This window comes from Nocardioides lijunqiniae, from assembly GCF_015024225.1.
GTDB classification, from domain to species: Bacteria; Actinomycetota; Actinomycetes; order Propionibacteriales; family Nocardioidaceae; genus Nocardioides; species Nocardioides lijunqiniae.
The window spans coordinates 139,904-158,135 of sequence record NZ_JACJGM010000015.1 but is presented as its reverse complement, the minus strand read 5'-3'; the positions used below and the strand labels follow the sequence as shown (position 1 = coordinate 158,135).

General features: G+C 72.8%; 18 protein-coding genes. 10 read left to right on the top strand and 8 right to left on the bottom strand.

What is annotated here, in order from left to right:
- Positions 1 to 679, top strand: a 679-nt coding sequence (locus tag IRQ30_RS11420; RefSeq protein ID WP_193612980.1) for a hypothetical protein, incomplete at its 5' end; no start/stop codon positions are given.
- Positions 680 to 685: 6 nt separating this feature from the next.
- On the opposite strand, the gene IRQ30_RS11415 is transcribed toward IRQ30_RS11420, so the two are convergent.
- A complete protein-coding gene (locus IRQ30_RS11415) occupies positions 686 to 1,189 on the bottom strand; it encodes a general stress protein (protein WP_193612979.1) in 504 nt (167 codons plus the stop codon).
- A 151-nt stretch (positions 1,190 to 1,340) separates the two neighbouring features.
- Between IRQ30_RS11415 and IRQ30_RS11410 the strand changes: the two genes are divergently transcribed.
- Genes IRQ30_RS11410 through IRQ30_RS11395 form a run of 4 tightly spaced genes read left to right on the top strand, consistent with a single transcriptional unit; the run spans position 1,341 to position 3,470 of the window.
- Positions 1,341 to 2,042, top strand: a complete 702-nt coding sequence (locus tag IRQ30_RS11410) for a TetR/AcrR family transcriptional regulator (protein ID WP_227467464.1) — start codon at positions 1,341 to 1,343, stop codon at positions 2,040 to 2,042.
- 47 nt (positions 2,043 to 2,089) lie between these two features.
- Complete coding sequence (gene purS / locus IRQ30_RS11405; protein ID WP_193612977.1) at positions 2,090 to 2,362, top strand: phosphoribosylformylglycinamidine synthase subunit PurS; 273 nt, start codon at positions 2,090 to 2,092, stop codon at positions 2,360 to 2,362.
- Complete coding sequence (gene purQ, locus IRQ30_RS11400; protein WP_193612976.1) at positions 2,359 to 3,027, top strand: phosphoribosylformylglycinamidine synthase subunit PurQ; 669 nt, start codon at positions 2,359 to 2,361, stop codon at positions 3,025 to 3,027. Before purS ends, purQ begins: the two co-directional genes overlap by 4 nt.
- Positions 3,024 to 3,470, top strand: a complete 447-nt coding sequence (locus IRQ30_RS11395; protein ID WP_193609401.1) for a DUF3817 domain-containing protein — start codon at positions 3,024 to 3,026, stop codon at positions 3,468 to 3,470. Before purQ ends, IRQ30_RS11395 begins: the two co-directional genes overlap by 4 nt.
- Before the next feature lie 10 nt (positions 3,471 to 3,480).
- Here the strand turns inward: IRQ30_RS11395 and IRQ30_RS11390 are convergent, their stop codons facing one another.
- Positions 3,481 to 4,884 carry a glycoside hydrolase domain-containing protein gene (locus IRQ30_RS11390; protein ID WP_193612975.1) on the bottom strand — a complete coding sequence of 468 codons (1,404 nt, stop codon included), beginning with the start codon at positions 4,882 to 4,884 and terminating at the stop codon, positions 3,481 to 3,483.
- Between the two features lie 104 nt (positions 4,885 to 4,988).
- Positions 4,989 to 6,452, bottom strand: coding sequence for an MFS transporter (locus tag IRQ30_RS11385; protein ID WP_193612974.1), 1,464 nt, complete (start codon positions 6,450 to 6,452; stop codon positions 4,989 to 4,991).
- Between the two features lie 118 nt (positions 6,453 to 6,570).
- Here IRQ30_RS11385 and IRQ30_RS11380 point away from each other — a divergent pair, with 118 nt between their 5' ends.
- Positions 6,571 to 7,119, top strand: a complete 549-nt coding sequence (locus IRQ30_RS11380; RefSeq protein ID WP_193609404.1) for a TetR family transcriptional regulator — start codon at positions 6,571 to 6,573, stop codon at positions 7,117 to 7,119.
- On the opposite strand, the gene IRQ30_RS11375 is transcribed toward IRQ30_RS11380, so the two are convergent.
- The gene (locus tag IRQ30_RS11375) at positions 7,112 to 8,047 is read right to left on the bottom strand and encodes an EamA family transporter (protein ID WP_193612973.1); all 936 of its coding nucleotides are present in this window, start codon (positions 8,045 to 8,047) and stop codon (positions 7,112 to 7,114) included. The two genes, IRQ30_RS11380 and IRQ30_RS11375, sit on opposite strands and share 8 nt — an antisense overlap.
- Before the next feature lie 172 nt (positions 8,048 to 8,219).
- Between IRQ30_RS11375 and purL the strand changes: the two genes are divergently transcribed.
- From purL to IRQ30_RS11360, 3 genes are all read left to right on the top strand, one after another.
- Positions 8,220 to 10,523: a phosphoribosylformylglycinamidine synthase subunit PurL gene (gene purL, locus IRQ30_RS11370; protein ID WP_193612972.1), complete on the top strand. Its 2,304-nt coding sequence runs from the start codon at positions 8,220 to 8,222 to the stop codon at positions 10,521 to 10,523.
- A complete protein-coding gene (arfB, locus tag IRQ30_RS11365; RefSeq protein WP_193612971.1) occupies positions 10,516 to 10,941 on the top strand; it encodes an alternative ribosome rescue aminoacyl-tRNA hydrolase ArfB in 426 nt (141 codons plus the stop codon). Before purL ends, arfB begins: the two co-directional genes overlap by 8 nt.
- A gap of 80 nt (positions 10,942 to 11,021) precedes the next feature.
- Positions 11,022 to 11,765: an alpha/beta hydrolase gene (locus IRQ30_RS11360; RefSeq protein WP_338089664.1), complete on the top strand. Its 744-nt coding sequence runs from the start codon at positions 11,022 to 11,024 to the stop codon at positions 11,763 to 11,765.
- Between the two features lie 17 nt (positions 11,766 to 11,782).
- Here the strand turns inward: IRQ30_RS11360 and IRQ30_RS11355 are convergent, their stop codons facing one another.
- The 3 genes from IRQ30_RS11355 to IRQ30_RS11345 are packed head-to-tail and all read right to left on the bottom strand — an operon-like array spanning position 11,783 to position 14,349.
- On the bottom strand, positions 11,783 to 12,499 hold the full coding sequence (locus IRQ30_RS11355) for a hypothetical protein (protein ID WP_338087926.1): 717 nt from the start codon (positions 12,497 to 12,499) through the stop codon (positions 11,783 to 11,785).
- A 36-nt stretch (positions 12,500 to 12,535) separates the two neighbouring features.
- Positions 12,536 to 13,339, bottom strand: a complete 804-nt coding sequence (locus IRQ30_RS11350; protein WP_193612969.1) for an ABC transporter permease — start codon at positions 13,337 to 13,339, stop codon at positions 12,536 to 12,538.
- A complete protein-coding gene (locus IRQ30_RS11345) occupies positions 13,336 to 14,349 on the bottom strand; it encodes an ABC transporter ATP-binding protein (protein ID WP_193612968.1) in 1,014 nt (337 codons plus the stop codon). Before IRQ30_RS11345 ends, IRQ30_RS11350 begins: the two co-directional genes overlap by 4 nt.
- A 62-nt stretch (positions 14,350 to 14,411) precedes the next feature.
- On the opposite strand from IRQ30_RS11345, the gene IRQ30_RS11340 reads away from it, so the two are divergent.
- Positions 14,412 to 15,365 (top strand): helix-turn-helix transcriptional regulator, encoded by a 954-nt coding sequence (locus IRQ30_RS11340; protein WP_227467429.1) that lies wholly within the window; start codon positions 14,412 to 14,414, stop codon positions 15,363 to 15,365.
- A gap of 31 nt (positions 15,366 to 15,396) precedes the next feature.
- Here the strand turns inward: IRQ30_RS11340 and IRQ30_RS11335 are convergent, their stop codons facing one another.
- Positions 15,397 to 18,093 carry a hypothetical protein gene (locus IRQ30_RS11335; RefSeq protein ID WP_193612967.1) on the bottom strand — a complete coding sequence of 899 codons (2,697 nt, stop codon included), beginning with the start codon at positions 18,091 to 18,093 and terminating at the stop codon, positions 15,397 to 15,399.
- Positions 18,094 to 18,232: the final 139 nt, after the last annotated feature.

Below are 18,232 nucleotides of genomic sequence, written 5' to 3'. Positions count from 1 at the left end.
GGCGACCAGCCGCGGCTGCCTGAGCGCGCCGCCGGACCCCCGCGGCTCGGGGGAGGACGCGCGAGCGCGGCCCGGCCCGCCCCGCGTCGGCGCGCTGCTGCGCCGGCTGCACCGCCTCGAGCGGGGGACGCGACGCCTCGCGCGCACCACGCGGCGCTTCGAGGACTGGGAGTCGTGCCTCACGGCGCTGCCGGTCTCGGAGTCCGGCGACACCGAGCAGGGGCTGGGGCACCTCACCGCCGGCACGACGTACCTCCCGGGCCTCGACCTCGACGACAGCGAGCGCGACGACCCCGACTACCAGGTGCTGGCGTTCGCGTGGCGCGACCGGCCGGGGTCGGGCCGGGACTGCGACGACGGCGACGCGGACGACCGTGCCGCCGCGGCCCGGCCGCGGGAGCCACGCAGCGGGCTGCGCCGGTTGCGCGCCGGGCTGCGCGAGCTCCGGGAGGACCTGGGTGACCTCGAGGAGCCGGTCGGCGAGATCACCCGCTTCGACGAGTGCCTCTACACCGTGGGCGTCCGCGAGCGGAGCGGCTTCGCCTTCCGCGACGACCGCGGCCGCGTCACGACGCGACCCGCCCTGCAGCTCGACCTGGGCGGAGCGTCGCTGCCGCAGCAGAGCTGGCTGGCGCTCCCCGGTGAGGAGCCGCCGCAGATCGAGTGCCGCGAGGACTGAGCAGGCTCAGGCGAACGGGTCCGGGGTCGCGCCCGGCAGCTGAGCGAGCAGCTCGCGTGCCTGCGCGGCCACCTTGTGCTCGACGAGCACCTCGTAGCGGGTCGCCACCACCTGGGTGACCGAGGAGAAGTCGCGGACGCCGCGAGTGAGCGCGTAGCTGACCAGCGCGAAGATCAGCCCGAAGAGCGCGCCGACGAGCATCGTCGAGGCGATGGTCGCGAAGGCGCTCTCGTCGGTGAAGATCGTGAAGATCAGGCCGATGAAGAGCCCGAACCACAGCCCCGACAGGGCTCCGCCCAGGGCGACCCGGCCGTTCGTGAGCCGGCCCGTGATGCGCTCGATGCGCTTGAGGTCGGTGCCGACGATCATGCACTGCTCGACGGGGAACTTGTGGTCCGAGAGGTGGTCGACCGCCTTCTGCGCGGCTGCGTAGTCGTCGTAGACCGCCAGCGACTGCGGGAAGGCGAGCTTCAGCGGGGACGCGGGGGTGGCACCGGAGGAGAGGCTCATGCCTCCAGTGTGCCTCGGCCGCGGTGGGGGCGAGCGGGCGCTTGGCGTGAGTTTCACCGGGTACCCGGTGAAACTCACGCTCCCGGTGCGAAACTTCATGCGGGGAGCACGAGGTTCGTGCGGTCAGTGGGTCAGGAGGGGACTGGTGCCGATGTCGACGAACGACGAGCAGGCGGCTCCCAAGCGTGCCTACAACGCGGAGAGCCGCCGCGAGCGGGCCGAGCAGGAGCGCAGCGACACCCGGCGGCGGGTGCTCGTCGCGGCTCGGACCCGGTTCCTGGCCGACGGCTACGCCGGCACCAAGATGCTCGACATCGCCGCCGAGGCCGGGGTCGCGCTCGCCTCGGTCTACCGCGCCGGGAGCAGCAAGTCCGAGCTGGCCCTGGCCCTGCTCGAGATGGCGATCACCGGCCGCGACCCCGTGCAGCCGGCCGAGGACGCTCCCGAGCCCGGCCCGCCGCTCGCCACCCTGGGCCCGCCCAGCTATCCGCACATCGCGGCGACGCCCGAGCCCGAGGAGCAGGTGCGGATGATCGCGGACCGGCTGGTGGAGGTCCTCGAGCGCATCGGGCCGCTGTGGGGCGTGCTGCGCGATGCGGCCGCCGTCGACGCCCGCGCCGCCGAGGCGATGCGCGTCGCCTTCGACCGTCGGGGCGCCTCGTTCGAGGTCGCCGTCGGCCTGCTGCCCCCGGAGCGGCTGCGCGGCGGTGCCCAGGAGTGCATCGACGTGCTGTGGGCGCTCACGACCCCCGAGCTGCACGGCGTGCTGCGGGTCGACCGCGGCTGGAGCCGGGAGCGCTACCACGAGTGGCTGCGGCGCACCCTGGTCGTGCAGCTGCTCGAGCAAAAGTAGAATGGGAGCGCCCGCACCACCGCCCCGCCCCGAAGCAGGAGCCCGCTGTGCCCCGAGTCGTCGTCGACGTCATGCCCAAGCCCGAGATCCTCGACCCGCAGGGCAAGGCGGTGCTCGGCGCGCTGCCCCGGCTCGGCTTCTCCGGCGTGACCGACGTGCGCCAGGGCAAGCGCTTCGAGCTCGAGGTCGAGGGCGAGGTGACCGAGGCGGTGCTGGCCGACGTGCACCGGATGGCAGAGACCCTGCTGTCCAACCCGGTCATCGAGTACTTCACCGTCCACCTCGACGAGACGGTGGACGAGACGGTCGTGACCGCATGAAGGTCGGCGTCGTCACCTTCCCGGGCTCGCTCGACGACGTCGACGCCCAGCGCGCGGTGCGCATCGGCGGCCACGAGGCCGTGGCGCTCTGGCACGGCGACCACGACCTGCGCGGCGTCGACGCGGTGGTGCTGCCCGGCGGCTTCTCCTACGGCGACTACCTGCGCTGCGGCGCCATCTCCCGCTTCTCGCCGGTGATGACCGAGGTCGTCGCCGCGGCCGAGCGCGGCATGCCGGTGCTCGGGATCTGCAACGGCTTCCAGGTGCTCTGCGAGTCGCACCTGCTGCCCGGCGCGCTGATCCGCAACGACCACCGCAAGTTCGTGTGCCGCGACCAGCGGCTGCGCATCGAGAGCAGCCGCACGCCGTGGACCTCGGCCTACGACGAGGGCGCCGAGGTGACGATCGTCCTCAAGAACGGCGAGGGCGGGTTCGTCGCCGACGAGCCCACGCTCGACCGGCTCGAGGGCGAGGGCCAGGTCGTCGCGCGCTACCTCGGGGGCAACCCCAACGGCTCGATGCGCGACATCGCCGGCATCAGCAACGAGCGCGGCAACGTCGTCGGCCTGATGCCGCACCCCGAGCACGCCGTCGAGGACCTCACCGGCGCCGGCACCGACGGGCTCGGCTTCTTCACCTCGCTCGTGGAGCGCGCGTTCGCGTGAGCCCGACCCGCCTGTTCCGCACCGTCGCGCTGGCCGAGGCCGTCACCTGGGCCGGGCTGCTGACGGGGATGTTCCTCAAGTACGTCACCGAGACCACCGAGCTCGGCGTGCGGGTCTTCGGCATGCTGCACGGGGTCGTGTTCATCGCCTACTGCCTCACGACCGTGGTCGTCGCCGTCGACCGGCGCTGGTCGGCCGCCCGCACCGCGGTGGGCCTGCTGTCCGCGATCCCGCCGTTCGCGACCGTGTGGTTCGACCGCCACGTCGAGTCGCGCGGCGCCCTGGGCTCCTCGTGGCGGCTGCTCGGCGAGGAGCCGGCCCGCACCTCCGAGCGACCGGTCGCCTGGCTGCTGCGCAACCCGCTGCGTGGCGCGCTCGCCGCCGTGGTGGCCGTCGCGGCCCTCACGGGCGTGGCGCTCCTGGTCGGACCCCCCGCCGGATGAGCGACGCGGCTCAGCGGTAGCCCTTCGCCAGGCGCAGCCACGAGTCGCCGGCCACGACCCCGGTCACGGGCAGCTTCACCTTCGCCTGCCAGGCGCGCACCTTGGCGGCCGTCGCGGCGTCGTAGACCCCGGTGACCCGCACGGGCGTGCCGACCCGCGAGGCGTTGAGCGTGCGCTGGACGCCACGGACGGGGTGACCGGTCGAGCCGAACTTGAGGACCGGGCGGGCGCCCACCGCGAGCAGGGTCATCCAGGGCCGGGTGTGCCAGTTGCGCGACACCGGCAGGCCCTGCGACCGCTGCCAGGCGTTCATGGCCGTCACCAGGGTCGGGCCGTAGGTGCCGGTCAGACGGCCCCGGAACAGGCCACGCTCCTGGAGCAGGCACTGCAGCGCCTTCACGTGGGCGCGTGACGGCGTGGTGTCGCCCTTCGGAGCCCGGATGACCGGGTAGGAGGTGAAGGAGACACCGACGCCGCCGCAGCGGGCCTCCGGCGCCGCGACGGAGCCGCGACCCAGGGAGAGGTAGTTGCTGTCGATGTTGATGCGTACGCCGCCGTGCACCTCGTCGTGACCGCCGCGGTACTGCTTGATGCGGCGGCCGGGCTGCCATCCGTCCGATCGGACGTAGGAGGTGGAGGTGTTGGCGACGCCGTCCCACCGGGCCAGCCAGATCCGGTCGGGGAGCACGAAGCGGTTGGGCCGCTTGATGCGGGCCTGGTCCAGCGCCGCGATGCCCGATCCGGCGCTCGAGTAGACGCCGGAGACGTAGCCCAGGGCGCGCAGCCGCGTCGTCCAGCCGCTGAGGAACGAGAGGGCGGACTCGCGGCAGTGGGTGTTGCCGGAGTCGAAGCCCTCGAGGTCGTACCAGAGCGTGCTGCCCCTCGTGATGCCCAGGGCCTGGGCGTCCGTGACGGTCTTGACGGCCTCAGCCAGGCCCTGCCGCTGCGCGGTGGTGTAGAGCTTGTCGGCGCCGGGCTTCGGGTTGATCCTGACGTCGTCCGAGTAGCGCGGGAAGCGCGGCTGGCACGAGGCCTGCGGGCCGAGCGTGATCGGCAGCAGCCGCCAGCCCAGGCGCAGCTGGTCGGCGACCCACGTGGGGGTCAGGTTCGGCTGGTTGCGGCAGGCACGCGAGTCGCCGGAGATGTAGATGCCCACCGCCGAGAACGGCGAGCTGCGCCGCCAGGCGTTCATCGCGCGCTGCGTCGGAGCCAGGCACTGGTCGAAGCCGAAGCCGGTGAAGTCACCCGGCGTGACCGGGTTGGCCGCTCGCTTCGCGGCCACCGGAGCCGAGACTGCGGTGGCGCCGGTGGCCTGGGCGCCGGGTCCCGAGGCGCTCAACGTGGCGGCGGCGATGGCGCTCGCGGCCAGCAGGCTCAGCGATCGGAGACCGAAGGTGGGCAGGGGGAAGGTCATCGCGGAGCTCCAGGGGAAGGGTGTGGCACCGGGTGGCGCCGTCACGATAACCCCACTGTTCACACCAGTAACAGGGCTGCGAGTGAACTACAGATCTGTAATTCTCAGGCGGCCTCCGCCGCCAGTGCCTCCACCTCGACGGGCTCGGGCGCCGTGGCCCGCGCGGGTCGCAGCAGGGTGGCCGCCAGTGCGAGGGCGACGGCCGTGAAGGCGGCCGAGGTCAGGAACGCCTCGCGTGCTCCCGGCAGGAACTCCCCGGGCACCGCGCCGGCGGCGTAGACCGAGACGATCACGGCGACGCCGACGGCGCTGCCCAGCTGCTGCGTGGTCTGCAGCAGTCCGGACGCCGCCCCGGCGTGCTCGGGCTCGACGTCGGCGAGCGCGGTCGCCGTCACCGGCATGAAGACCAGTCCCGCCGAGAGGCCGTTGAGCAGCATCGGCAGCAGCACCGCGCCGGCGTAGGAGCTCTCGGCCCCGACCTGGCTCAGCAGCACGAAGCTCGACGTCAGGCCGAGCGTGCCGACCACGACCAGGGGGCGGGCGCCGAAGCGGGCCATGAGCCGCGGGGTGAAGCGGGAGACGGTGAAGATGCCGAGGCTGAGCGGCAGGAACGCGAAGCCGGCCGCGAGCGGCCCGAAGCCGAGGACGCCCTGGACGTACTGGACCACCAGGAAGAACATCGACAGCTGGCCACCGACGACCAGGGCCATGACCGCGAGCGCGGCGACGCGGCGGCGGCTGCGCAGCAGCCGCGGCTGGATCATGGGGTGGGCCACCCGCGTCTCGGTGACGGCGAGGGTGGCCAGCAGCAGGACGCCGACGGCGAAGCCGCCGAGGGTGCGCGCGGAGGTCCAGCCGTGGTCGGGCGTCCCGATCAGGGCCCAGACGAGGGAGACCGCGCCGAGCGTGGCCGTGACCGCGCCCAGGACGTCGAACCGGCCGGGTCGGCGCGGGGTCTCGGTGACGAAGCGGCGGGCGAGCGCGAGCACCACCAGGCCGATGGGCACGTTGATGAAGAGCGTCCAGCGCCAGGAGCCCACGTCGGTGACGAGGCCGCCGAGCAGCAGGCCGAGGGACGCGCCGCCCGAGGAGACGGCGGCGAAGAGCGCGAACGCCCGGTTGCGCGCGGGCTCGTCGGGGGCGCTGGTGGTGAGCAGGGCCAGGACGCTGGGGGCGGCCAGCGCCGCACCGACGCCCTGGGCGGCACGCGCCGCCACCAGCTGGCCCGGCGTCTGGGCGAGGCCGCCCAGGAGCGAGGCGACGGTGAAGAGGGCGAGGCCGACCTCGAAGAGGCGCAGGCGACCGCGGACGTCGCCGAGGCGGCCGCCCAGGAGCAGCAGTCCGCCGAAGGCGAGCGTGTAGGCGTTGAGGACCCAGGAGAGCGAGGCGGGGCCGAAGCCGAGGTCGGCGTCGATGCGCGGGAGCGCGACGTTCACGACGGTGGCGTCGAGCACCAGCATCAGCTGGGCGACGAGGACGATGGCGATGCCCGTGGCGGCGCGGCCGGCGTCGGGCGGGAGGTCGACCGGCAGGTCGGTGCCGGTGCTGCGGTTCGTGAGGACGGACATGGGAGAGTCCTGTTCTGGCCGATCAGGCCGGTGTACGCTAGATGTGGAGATCGACTCCGGTTCTCCACGAGCATACGGAGACACTCTCCGGTTTGGCAAGAGGGAAGAGGGACCCGCCGTGCGTGCCGACGCCAAGCGCAACTACGACCGCATCGTCGAGGTCGCGCGCGTCGTCTTCCGCGAGCAGGGCTACGACGCCTCCCTCGACGAGGTCGCCAAGCGCGCGGGCGTCGGGCCGGGCACGCTCTACCGCCACTTCCCGAAGCGGGAGAACCTGCTCGACGCGATCATGCAGAGCTGGGTGGACCGCATCGACGAGGCCGCCGACCAGGCGCTCGCCGACGAGCGCGAGCCGCGCGAGGTGCTGCTCGGCTGGTTCGAGTCCTACGTCGAGCTGATCAGCGCCCACAAGGGCGGCCCGGCCAAGATCACGTCCGCGATGGGTGACCCCGACTCCCCGATCCGCACCAAGTGCGAGGTGCTGCGCTCCGCCGGCGGCCGCGTGCTGGAGAGCCTCCGTGAGGACGGCGCCCTGCGCGACGGCGTCGACAGCACCCAGGTCGCCCGACTCGTGGGTGGGGTCGCGACCATCGCCGACCAGGGCGAGCTGGACCCCTCCGACGTGCGTCCGCTGCTCGAGGTCGTCGCCGACGGGCTCCTCACGTAGGGCGCGGACGCGCCAGCAGCGACACCGCGACGCCCAGCGTCACGACCGCCGCGCCGACCAGCAGGTGCGCCGTCACCGGCTCGCTGAGCACCAGCGCGCCCAGGGTCACGGCCACCACCGGGTTGACGTAGGCGTACGTCGCGACGGTGGTCGTGGGCAGCGTCCGCAGCGCCACGACGTACGCCGTCAGCGCCAGCAGGGAGCCCGGCCCGACCAGGTACGCGAGGGCGAGCAGCGAGCGCAGGGTGACGCGGCCGGGATCCAGGTCGCCGAGCTCGCCGCTGACGGTCGCGGCCACGAGGAGGGCGGCCCCGCCCGTGAGCATCTGCATCGCGGCGCTGCGCAGGTGGTCGGCCGGCAGCGTCAGGCGCCCCGAGACGACCGAGCCGAAGCCCCAGCTCGCGCTCCCGACGAGCAGGATGACCAGGCCGGAGGTGGAGCCGGTTCCGTCCCCGCCGGGGTGCACCAGGACGGCCACGCCCGCCAGGCCGACGAGGAGCGCAAGGCCGCGCACCAGGCCCACGCGCCGCCCGTTGAGGACGCGGTCGGCCAGGATCATCCACAGCGGCACGGTGGCGACCAGCAGCGCGGCGACGCCCGACGGCACCGACTGCTCCGCGACGCTGACGCCGCCGTTGCCGATGCTGAGGGTCATCACCCCGACCACGGCCGCCGCCGCCCACGGGCGGGCTCCGGAGGGCCCCGCCGGTCGCGCGCTGCGACGGCGGCGCGCGACGAAGGCGTACATGAGCCCACCGGCGACGAGGTAGCGCGTGCCCGCGAGCAGCAGCGGCGGGACGGTCTCGATGCCGATCGCGATCGCCAGGTACGTCGAGCCCCACACGACGTAGACCACGAGCAGGGCGGCCCACGGCAGCCAGGCAGGCGCGGGGGCGAGCGGTCGGGACGGGGTGGCGGTCTGGGTCATGCAGGTCTTCCGGTCGGGGAGCACCAGCCTGGCGGGCCGGGTGCCCGCCCACGAGTGGCAGAAAGGACACGAAGCGTGCATTTCCGGCCGTCGGCGCGGCCCGTGGGGCCCGAGCGTCTCGGGCCCCCCGGCGAATCGGCGGGCGACCGGGCGCGCCGGTAGATTGACGCCCGTGACCGAGACCCGTCCCGAGACCCGCGCCACGCTCGACACCGTCTCGGTCGCCGCCGAGGACCCGGCCCGCGACCAGCCCTGGGCCGACCTGGGCCTCAAGGCCGACGAGTACCAGGAGATCCGCGAGATCCTCGGGCGCCGTCCCACCAGCGCCGAGCTCGCGATGTACTCCGTGATGTGGAGCGAGCACTGCTCCTACAAGAGCTCCAAGGTGCACCTCAAGCAGTTCAGCGAGATCCCGCAGGTGACCCCGGCCGGCCGGATGCTGGCCGGCATCGGCGAGAACGCCGGCGTCATCGACGTCGGCCAGGGCTACGCCGTGACCTTCAAGGTCGAGTCGCACAACCACCCGTCGTACGTCGAGCCCTACCAGGGCGCCGCGACCGGCGTGGGCGGCATCGTCCGCGACATCCTCGCGATGGGCGCGCGCCCGGTCGCCGTCATGGACTCCCTCCGATTCGGCCCTCTCGACACGGACAGTCATGGCGACACCCACCGGGTGCTGCCCGGCATCGTCGCCGGCGTCGGCGGCTACGGCAACATGCTCGGCCTGCCCAACATCGGCGGCGAGGCCGTCTTCGACGAGACCTACCTCGGCAACCCGCTCGTCAACGCCCTGTGCGTGGGGGTGCTCCGCCACGAGGACCTGCACCTCGCCAAGGCCTCCGGCGTCGGCAACCAGGTGATCCTCTACGGCGCCAAGACCGGCGGCGACGGCATCGGCGGCGTCTCCGTCCTGGCCTCGGAGACCTTCGACGCTGCATCGGATGGTGCCTCCGGCACGGGCGGCCCGGCCAAGCGGCCCGCCGTCCAGGTCGGCGACCCCTTCATGGAGAAGCTGCTCATCGAGTGCACGCTCGAGATCTTCGCCGCCGGCCTGGTCGCCGGCATCCAGGACCTGGGCGGCGCCGGGCTGTCCTGCGCGACCTCCGAGCTCGCGAGCGCCGGCGACGGCGGCATGCACGTCGACCTCGACGCCGTGCCGCTGCGCGACTCGACGCTGGCTCCGGAGGAGATCCTCATGAGCGAGTCGCAGGAGCGGATGATGGCCGTCGTCGAGCCCGACGACGTGGCGGCGTTCCTCGCGATCTGCGCGAAGTGGGAGGTCGACGCGACCGTCGTCGGCGAGGTCACCGACACCGGCCGCCTGCAGATCGACTGGCACGGCGAGCGCGTCGTCGACGTCCCGCCCCGCTCGGTCGCCCACGACGGCCCGACCTACCACCGGCCGTTCGCGCGCCCCGACTCCCAGGACGTGCTGCAGGCCGACACCGCCGAGGCGCTGCCCCGGCCGAGCACCGGCGAGGAGCTCGCGGAGACGCTGCTGCGTCTCGTGGCCTCGCCCAACCTCTGCGACAAGTCCTGGATCACCGACCAGTACGACCGCTACGTCCGCGGCAACACGGTGCTGGCCCAGCCCAGCGACAGCGGGATGATCCGCATCGACGAGGACACCAACCTCGGCGTCGCCGTCTCCACCGACTGCAACGGCCGCTTCGCCCGGCTCGACCCGTACGCCGGCGCGCAGCTCGCGCTCGCGGAGTCCTACCGCAACGTCGCCACCGGAGGCGCGGTGCCGCTGGCGATCTCCGACTGCCTCAACTTCGGCTCGCCCGAGGACCCCGCGGTGATGTGGCAGTTCGCGGAGGCCTGCCGCGGCCTCAAGGACGCCTGCCTCGAGCTCGGCATCCCGGTCACGGGCGGCAACGTCAGCCTCTACAACCAGACCGGCGAGACGGCGATCCTGCCCACGCCGGTGGTCGCCGTGCTCGGCGTCATCGAGGACGTCACCCGCCGCACCCCCTCAGCCTTCGCCGCCGCCGGCGAGCGCATCCTGCTGCTGGGCGACTCCCGCGAGGAGCTGTCGGGCTCGGAGTGGGCGCACGTCGTCCACGGCCACCTCGGCGGACTGCCCCCGCGGGTCGACCTGGCGCGCGAGAAGGCGCTCGCCGAGCTGCTCCACGAGGGCATCGGCCTGCTCACCAGCGCCCACGACGTCTCCGACGGCGGGCTCGCGCAGACGCTCGTCGAGGGCGCGCTCCAGCACGGCGTCGGCGCTGCGGTCTCGCTGCCGGGCGACGCGTTCCTCGCGCTGTTCGCCGAGTCGGCCGGGCGGGTCGTCGTCACCGTCGCCGCCGACCGGGTCGACGAGCTCACCTCGCTCGCCGCGCGCCACGGCGTCCCCGTCACGGACCTGGGCGTCACGGGCGGCGACGCGCTCAGCGTCGACGGGCAGTTCGACCTCCCGCTCGAGGACATCCGCTCGGCGTGGGCGGCCACGCTGCCGGCCGCCCTTGGCTGACGACCTGGTCGTCTCCCGGTCGCTGGTCATCCCGGCGGCCGAGCTGTCCGAGCGGTTCTCGCGGTCCTCGGGCCCCGGCGGCCAGGGCGTCAACACCGCCGACACCCGCGTCGAGCTGTCCTTCGACCTGGCGTCGTCGCCGGCGGTGCCGGCGTACCTCCAGGAGCGGATGCTCGAGCGGCTCTCGTCGCGCCTGGTCGGCGGCGTCCTGACGGTCACCGCCAGCGAGCACCGCACCCAGCTGGCCAACCGCCGCGCGGCGCGCGAGCGGCTGGCGTCGCAGCTGCGCGACGCGGCGCTGCCGCCGTCCCCGACGCGGCGGCCCACCCGACCGACGCGCGGCTCCAAGGAGCGGCGGCTCGGCGCGAAGAAGCGACGCGGTGACATCAAGCGCGGCCGCCAGGGGCGGTTCGAGTGATGAGCCGACGGGTGCTGCTGGCGGCACCCGCCGCCGGGGCCCTGGGTGCGCTGCTCGCCGGCTGCGGGGAGGATGAGCCCGTGACCACGAGCGACGGACCCCGCGACGGCCGGGTCGACTACGGCAGCGACCCCAGCCAGTTCGGCGAGCTCTACCTGCCGGGCGGGCGCCCGCGCGGCGTCGTCGTGGTGATCCACGGAGGGTTCTGGCAGGCGCAGTACGACCGCACGCTCGGCCAGCCGCTGGCCGTGAGCCTGCAGGCCGCGGGCTGGGCCGCGTGGAACCTGGAGTACCGCCGGCTCGGCAACGGCGGCGGCACACCGGCGACCTTCGACGACGTCTCGGCCGGCATCGACAAGCTCGCCGACCTCGACCTGGACCTGTCGACGGTGGTCACGCTCGGCCACTCCGCGGGCGGCCACCTGGCGACGTGGGCCGCGGGCCGGGGTCGCGACGGCGGCTGGCCGGACCGGGTGGCGGTCACGGCCGTGATCTCGCAGGCGGGCGTGCTCGACCTGCGCGCGGCCGACGCCGACGGACTGGGCGGTGGCGCGGCCGAGGCGCTGCTCGGCCACAGGCCCACGGCGACCGACGCGCCGTACGACCCGCAGCAGCAGCTGCCGCTCGACGTGCCGGTGTGGTGCGTGCACGGCCAGGACGACGACGTCGTGCCCCCGAGCCAGTCGGCGGCGTACGTCGAGGCGGCCCGGGAGGCCGGCGGCGAGGCCGAGCTGGTCGAGGTCGACGGCGACCACTTCGTGGTCATCGACCCCGAGTCGGCCGCGTGGACGCGGACCCTCGAGATCCTCGACACGCTGGGCTGACGCCCCTCCTGCAAGGCTCAGAGCGGCGGCAGCGTCGAGATCTTCTGCCAGATCTTGCGCGACATCCCGGTGGTGAGGTCCTCGATCGAGTTGACCGTGTCGAGCACCACCGCGTCGCGCGACTCCTCGGCACACAGCGCGGCGGTCTTCCCCACCAGGCTGAGGAGCTCGGAGCAGTAGTCGAGGTAGCGCTCCATCTCGTCGCGCGTCATGTCGGCCGGCTGGCTGACCGGCGTCGGGACGAACGACGGCCGCAGCTGCTCGGGGTCCTTGGTGAGCTGGTGCATGTCGATGATGTGCGCGGTCGAGCGCAGCTGGTGGAGCAGGGCCAGGGTGCGCCCGCGCTGCAGGCGCTCGGGGAAGCTCCACAGGAAGAACACCGCGATCCCGGCGAAGACCAGGTCGTTGATGACCGTCTCGATCAGCGGCAGCACCTCGAGCGAGCTGCTGAAGACGCCGTCGAAGCGCAGGGTGTCGCGCACCGCGAGCACGAGCGCGACCACGGTGCCGGCCAGGATCAGCCCCATCAGCGCCCGCGAGGCCAGCCGCGCGGTCCGGATCCGGCCCTGGGCCTCGCCGGCCCCCGACTCGACCTCGTCGATGATCAGCAGGAGGTCGCCGGCGACCTTGCGCAGCCCCCGCTCGGGGAACCGCGCCGCGATCCGGTCCTGCAGCCGGGTCACGGTCGCCCGGACCGGCCCCGCCTCCAGCGGCTCGTGCAGGTCCCGGGTCACGGGACGCAGCCTAGACGCCGGGGGCGGGACGACGGGTCAGCTGGAGGCGCGCATCGCCCGGAGGCCGACGACCAGCCCGAGGGCGGCGGTGAGGGCGGCGGCGAGGAGGCCGTAGCCGACCGTGTCGGCCGCGAAGTCCCCGGCGAAGAGGGCGCGCTCGGCGTCGACGACGTACGTCAGCGGGTTGAGGTCCGAGGCGACCCGCAGCCAGCCCGGGGCCCCCTCGAGCGGGAGCAGCACGCCGGCGAGCAGCAGCAGCGGGAAGATCACCGTCTGCTGGACCGTCCAGAACATCCAGTCCTGGTCCTTCGCGGCCAGCGCGAGGGCGAACGACAGCGCGCCGATGCCGATGCTGAACAGCGACAGGACGGCGGCGCCGACCAGGATGCCGAGCGGGTGCAGCTCGAAGCTGAACGGCGTCACGACGGCCACGATGATCACGGTCTGCATCAGCATCGGCACGACCTCCTTCAGCGCCCGGCCGACCAGCAGCGACGAGCGGCTCAGCGGCGAGACGAGCAGCCGCTCGTGGGAGCCGCTGCTGATCTCCTGCATCAGGTTGGCGCCGGTGAAGCTCGCGCCCATCAGTGCAGTCATCGCGACGATGCCGGGCACGAACCACTGCAGCGCCGAGCCGGTCCCGACGTCGGGCAGCAGCGGCGCGAAGAGGCCGAGGAAGACCAGCGGCTGGACCATCGCGAACAGCACGGAGGCCGGCTCCCGGAAGACCGGCTTGAGCTCGCGGACCATGACGTTCCAGGTGTCGCCGAGGAAGCCGGGAGGAGCGGGCTCCTCGGCGTCGGCGCGGCGGACGGTGACCGTCTCGGTGAGGGTGGTCATGCTGCTGCTCCTTCGGTGGTGGCGGTGGGGATGGCGGTGGTGGTGTCGGTCTCGCGCAGGCTGCGGCCGGTGAGGTCGAGGAAGACGTCGTCGAGGGTCGGCCCGGAGACCTCCATGCGGGTCGCGGGCGTGCCCGCGGCGGCCAGGTCGGCGACCAGGCCCGGCGCGAGGTCGCGTCCGTGGGCGACGCGGACCACGAGGTCGGCGCCGCGCAGGTCGACCGAGGCCCCCTCGACCCGCTCGGCCCGGGCCGCGGCCGCCGCGGCGTCGGCCGTCGAGCCGAAGCCCAGCGACACCAGGTCGCCGAGCGCGGACTTCAGCCGCGAGGCGGTGTCGTCGGCGATGACGAGGCCGTGGTCGATCACGATCACCCGGTCGGCGATCGCGTCGGCCTCCTCGAGGTAGTGGGTCGTCATGACGATCGTCGTGCCGACCTCGCGGTTGAGCCGCCGCACCTGCTCCTGCAGGTTGACCCGGTTCTGCGGGTCGAGGCCGGTGGACGGCTCGTCGAGGAACATCAGCCGCGGCGCGTGGACCAGGCCGATGGCGACGTCCAGGCGCCGGCGCTGCCCGCCGGAGAGCGTCGAGACCGGGCGCATCGCGTGCTCGGTCAGGTCGAAGGCGTCGAGCAGCTCGTCGGCGCGAGCCCGGGCGGCCGAGCGGCCCATGCCGAACGACCGTGCCTGGCTCACGACCTCGTCGCGGCCGCGCTGCTGGTGACCCGCGGCGTTGCCCTGACCGACGTACCCGATCGAGCGGCGCACGGCGCGGTGCTCGCGCACGACGTCGTGCCCGGCGACCTCGGCGGTCCCGGACGTCGGGGGGATCAGGGTGGTCAGCATCCGCAGGGTGGTGGACTTGCCGGCGCCGTTGGGGCCGAGGAAGGCGACGAGCTCGCCGTCGGCGACCTCGAGGTCGAGGCCGCGCACGGCCTCGACGGTCTGGTGGTGACGCGTGAAGTGGCGGGTGAGGCCTCGCGTCCGGATCACGGGGGTGGTGGAAGTGGTCATGAGGACGACGCTAGGAAGGCATCAGGTCAGTTTCCGGCCGCAATCGGATCTACTGTGAGGTCATGTCCACCAGCGCCCGGATGCTGCGTCTGCTCTCCCTCCTGCAGACGCACCGCTACTGGCCCGGCGGCGAGCTGGCCACCCGGCTCGAGGTCAGCGCCCGCACCCTGCGGCGCGACATCGAGCGCCTGCGCGAGCTGGGCTACGCCGTCGACGCGGTGCGCGGCGTCGCCGGCGGCTACCAGCTGCGCGCGGGTGGGTCCCTGCCGCCGCTGCTGCTCGAGGACGAGGAGGCGGTGGCGATCGCCGTCGGCCTGCAGCAGGCGGCCAACGGCTCGGTGTCGGGCATCGCCGAGACCTCGGTGCAGGCGCTGACCAAGGTCATCGCGCTGATGCCGCCGCGGCTGCGCCGTCAGATCGACGCCTTGCGCTCGCAGACCGACAACCTGGTCTGGGACGCCCGCCCCGGCGTCGACCCGGTGATCCTGACGACGCTGGCCCAGGCCTGCCGCGACGACGAGCCGCTCCACCTGACCTACACCGCGCGCGGCGCCGAGCCCACCGAGCGATGGGTGGAGCCGCACCGGCTGGTCTCGCTCGGTCGCCGCTGGTACCTCGTCGCCTACGACCGCGACCGCCGGGACTGGCGGTCGTTCCGCGTCGACCGGGTCGCGGCGCCCCGCGCGAGCGGCCAGCGCTACCGGCCCCGTGATCTGCCCGGCGGGGACGCCCTGGCGTTCGTGCAGGCCGGGATCCGTCAGATCCCGCAGCGCTACGACGTCCGGGTCCGCGTCGCGGCCGATGCCGGGCAGGTCGCGCGCGCCGTCGGCCGCTGGGGCGAGGTCACGCCGTACGACGGCGGGTGCGTGCTGACGATGAGTGTCGACGACCTGCACTGGCCGGTGATGGTGCTCGCCCAGCTCGGCGCCGAGTTCACCGTCGAGTCGCCCGACGAGCTGGTCGAGACCGTCGCTCGGGTGGCAGGCACGTTCGCCCGAGCACGGGGATCGGCCTAGCTCTTGGTCGTCGTGCGGTGGCGCCTACGGCCTACTTGACCCGGACGGAGGTCTTCTTCACCCTCTGCTTCACCGTGTAGGTCGTCGTGGAGGAGGAGAAGGTCGAGGCGGGAAGGGTGACGGTGACGCGAGCCCGGGCGCCAACCTTTGCCTTGCTGCCCAGCGCGAACGACACCGGCCGTCCGTTCCTGATCGTGATCGTCCTGGTCGACCTCACCCCCTCGAGCCCGGCGATCACGACCTTGAGCCTCGTGTCGAGCAGCTGCTTCGAGACTCCCGGGACCGACAAGGAGACAGTCAGCTTCTTGCCCTTGACGGCCTTGACCGCGACTGTTGCCGTGGCTGCCTTCATGGTCTTCGCGATCGGCACCCTCACGGCTGCCGACGTGGATCCGGATGCCAGCCGAGTGTCCTGCGGAGTGAACACCGCTGTCAGCGAGGGGCTGGAGCCAGGAGTGAACACCATGGCCGAGGTGGCAGTGCCGGTCACCGGATCCACGTCGGCCACAGCCAGTGTCCTTCCTCCGGCCATGAAGCTGATCTTGCCGGGGAAGCCCTCCGTGACGGTAGCGGCGAGCGTGCGCTTCGTCCCGGAGCCGGAGACCCGCAGCGTCGTCGACGTCGCGACCGGGTTCGCAGCCACCGCCTCGGTCATCTCGGAGACCGCCGGGGTGGGCGCATAGCGGTCCGCGGTCCCCGTGACCCGCACCGCGAGTCGATGACCGATGTCCTCGACGCGCGCCAGGTAGGAGACGTCGGTCGCGCCCGCGATCGGCTGGCCGGCACGCAGCCACTCATAGGTGAACTCCGCTGCCGGCGTCCAGTCGGGGACGCTCGCGGTCAGGCGGTCACCGACCTTCGGCGAGGCTGTGTCGACCACCGGTGACGGCGTCTGGACGAACTGCGCCACCGAGGAGCTGCCGGTCAGCGCGACGCGGGTGTGACCACCGTCGACGTTGCTCGCGATGACGAGCTCAGCCGAGGAGGTGGTCATGGGCCGCTTCGGGACGAAGCGCACCACCACCGTGTAGCTCTGACCGACGGCAACGGTGGTGTTGCCTGCGGTCGTCTCATCGATCTCGAAATCGTTCGCGGCGACGCCATCTGTGTCGGTCACCGCGATGTCACCGACAGCCAGCGGCTTCGTCCCCGTGTTCACGAGGGTCACCTGCTGGGGCTCGGAGGTCGCGCCCGGCTTCTGCTCCGCGAAGACGAGCGGTCCACTCGCCTCGGCGCTGACGCCGAGACCTCCTGGCAGGGTCACCAGGTCGGTGCGCGACTTGCGCAACCGGGACTGCAGGATGTCCTTCTGCTGGCCTTCCAGGAACGCCGCCTGGAAGTCGGTGTAGACGGGATAGCGCTCCACCCATTCGTCCTGGTAGCTGGGCTGGTACAGCGCGACGTAGCCCTGATCCATGAGAAGCCGGATCTGCTGGCCGGCGGCCAGGTTGTCCGGGACCTCTCCGATGCCCTCCCACTGGCCGACGGACGCGCCAGTGGGGTTCAGCTCCTGCGGCAGCTCGGTCGAGAGCTGCTGCGGCGCCGACTTCGGGTCTCCGTTCCAGTACCAGAGCTTCTGACGCTGTGCCTCGGTCACGGGGAAGGCGTCGTTGACCGTCGTGTCCGCGGACAGGATCAGGTACTCGTTGGCCTTGTTCTTACGGATCTCGCGGATGCTGTGACCGCCGAGGTCGAGCTCGATCGGCGGGCCGAACTTCGCCTTCGTGGCGGAGCCGCCGGTCAGCTGGACGATGTTCGTCACCGGGACGATGAGCGCGTCGCCCCCGGCCTTGCCGCCGACGAGCGGTGTGCGGAACCCGAGGTAGAGGGTGGTTCCGTTGGGGGCGAACTCGGCCGCCTCGGCGTTGAACGCGTCGGGCCCGTTGGGGGTCTTCCCCACTGCTGTGCCCGCGCCGAAACCGTAGCGGTCGCCGTTGGCCTGGTCCCAGTCGACGAGGTCCTTGCGCAGGTTCGCGTACATGCCGACCGGCGTCAGCCTCGCGTTGGCCCCGCTGCCGCTGATCCGGGTCTGGAGGACCTGGTGACGACTGGGCTCGACCTCCCCCTTGCGGCTGTTGCCGAGCGAGCCGAGCCAGAACACCAGGTTGCCCGTGCGCGCGGAGGACTCGTAGTCGACCTCGCCACCGATTTCCGCTCCCGCGGAGAACTCAGCGACCGGCACGCCAGTGGTCTCGGGGTCGTACAGGCGGATCAGCTCGTGCTCGTCGTCTGCCACGAAGAGGTGCCCGTCACCCGCGGCGATCGATGTCGAGGCGTCGCTGGAGGTCAGCAGGAAGCGACTCGTCGGCGTCGCCTGCTCCGAGGCGTAGTAGTCCAGCGAGTACGAGGCCGTCTTGCCGCCGGCACCGGTGACGGTGAACACCACCGTCGAGTTGCCCAGCTGAGCCGGGTCGAAGCTGGCGTGCCGGGTGCTGCCGGCGCCGCTGACCGACACCTGCTCCCGTGCGGTGAACGCCGGGTAGCGTGCGCCCTTCGCCTCGACCTCAGCCGTGACGACGAGCTGATCTGGGTTCACCGGCGTCGCTCCGTCAGCGCCCACCTGGGAGACGAACAGATCGAGCCCGGGGTTGGTCGGATCATCGACCACTCCCGACATGGCGTGGGAGCTGTCGACGGAGGCACCCGCCGGCTGCGGGAACTGCGCGAGGATGACGGGCAGCCGCGCTTCCTCGTCGGCCGCAGCGGCAGCATCGGGGACGTGGAGCACGGATGCGGCCAAGGCGATGCCGAGAGCGCCGGTCAGGCCGTGACCGACACGGGCCGCAGGTCGCGGCCGCCGCTTCTGCGTGAGTGGTGAGGACGTGGACGAAGAGTGCATGGGTGTTTCCGTTCAGTGGGGGGAGGAC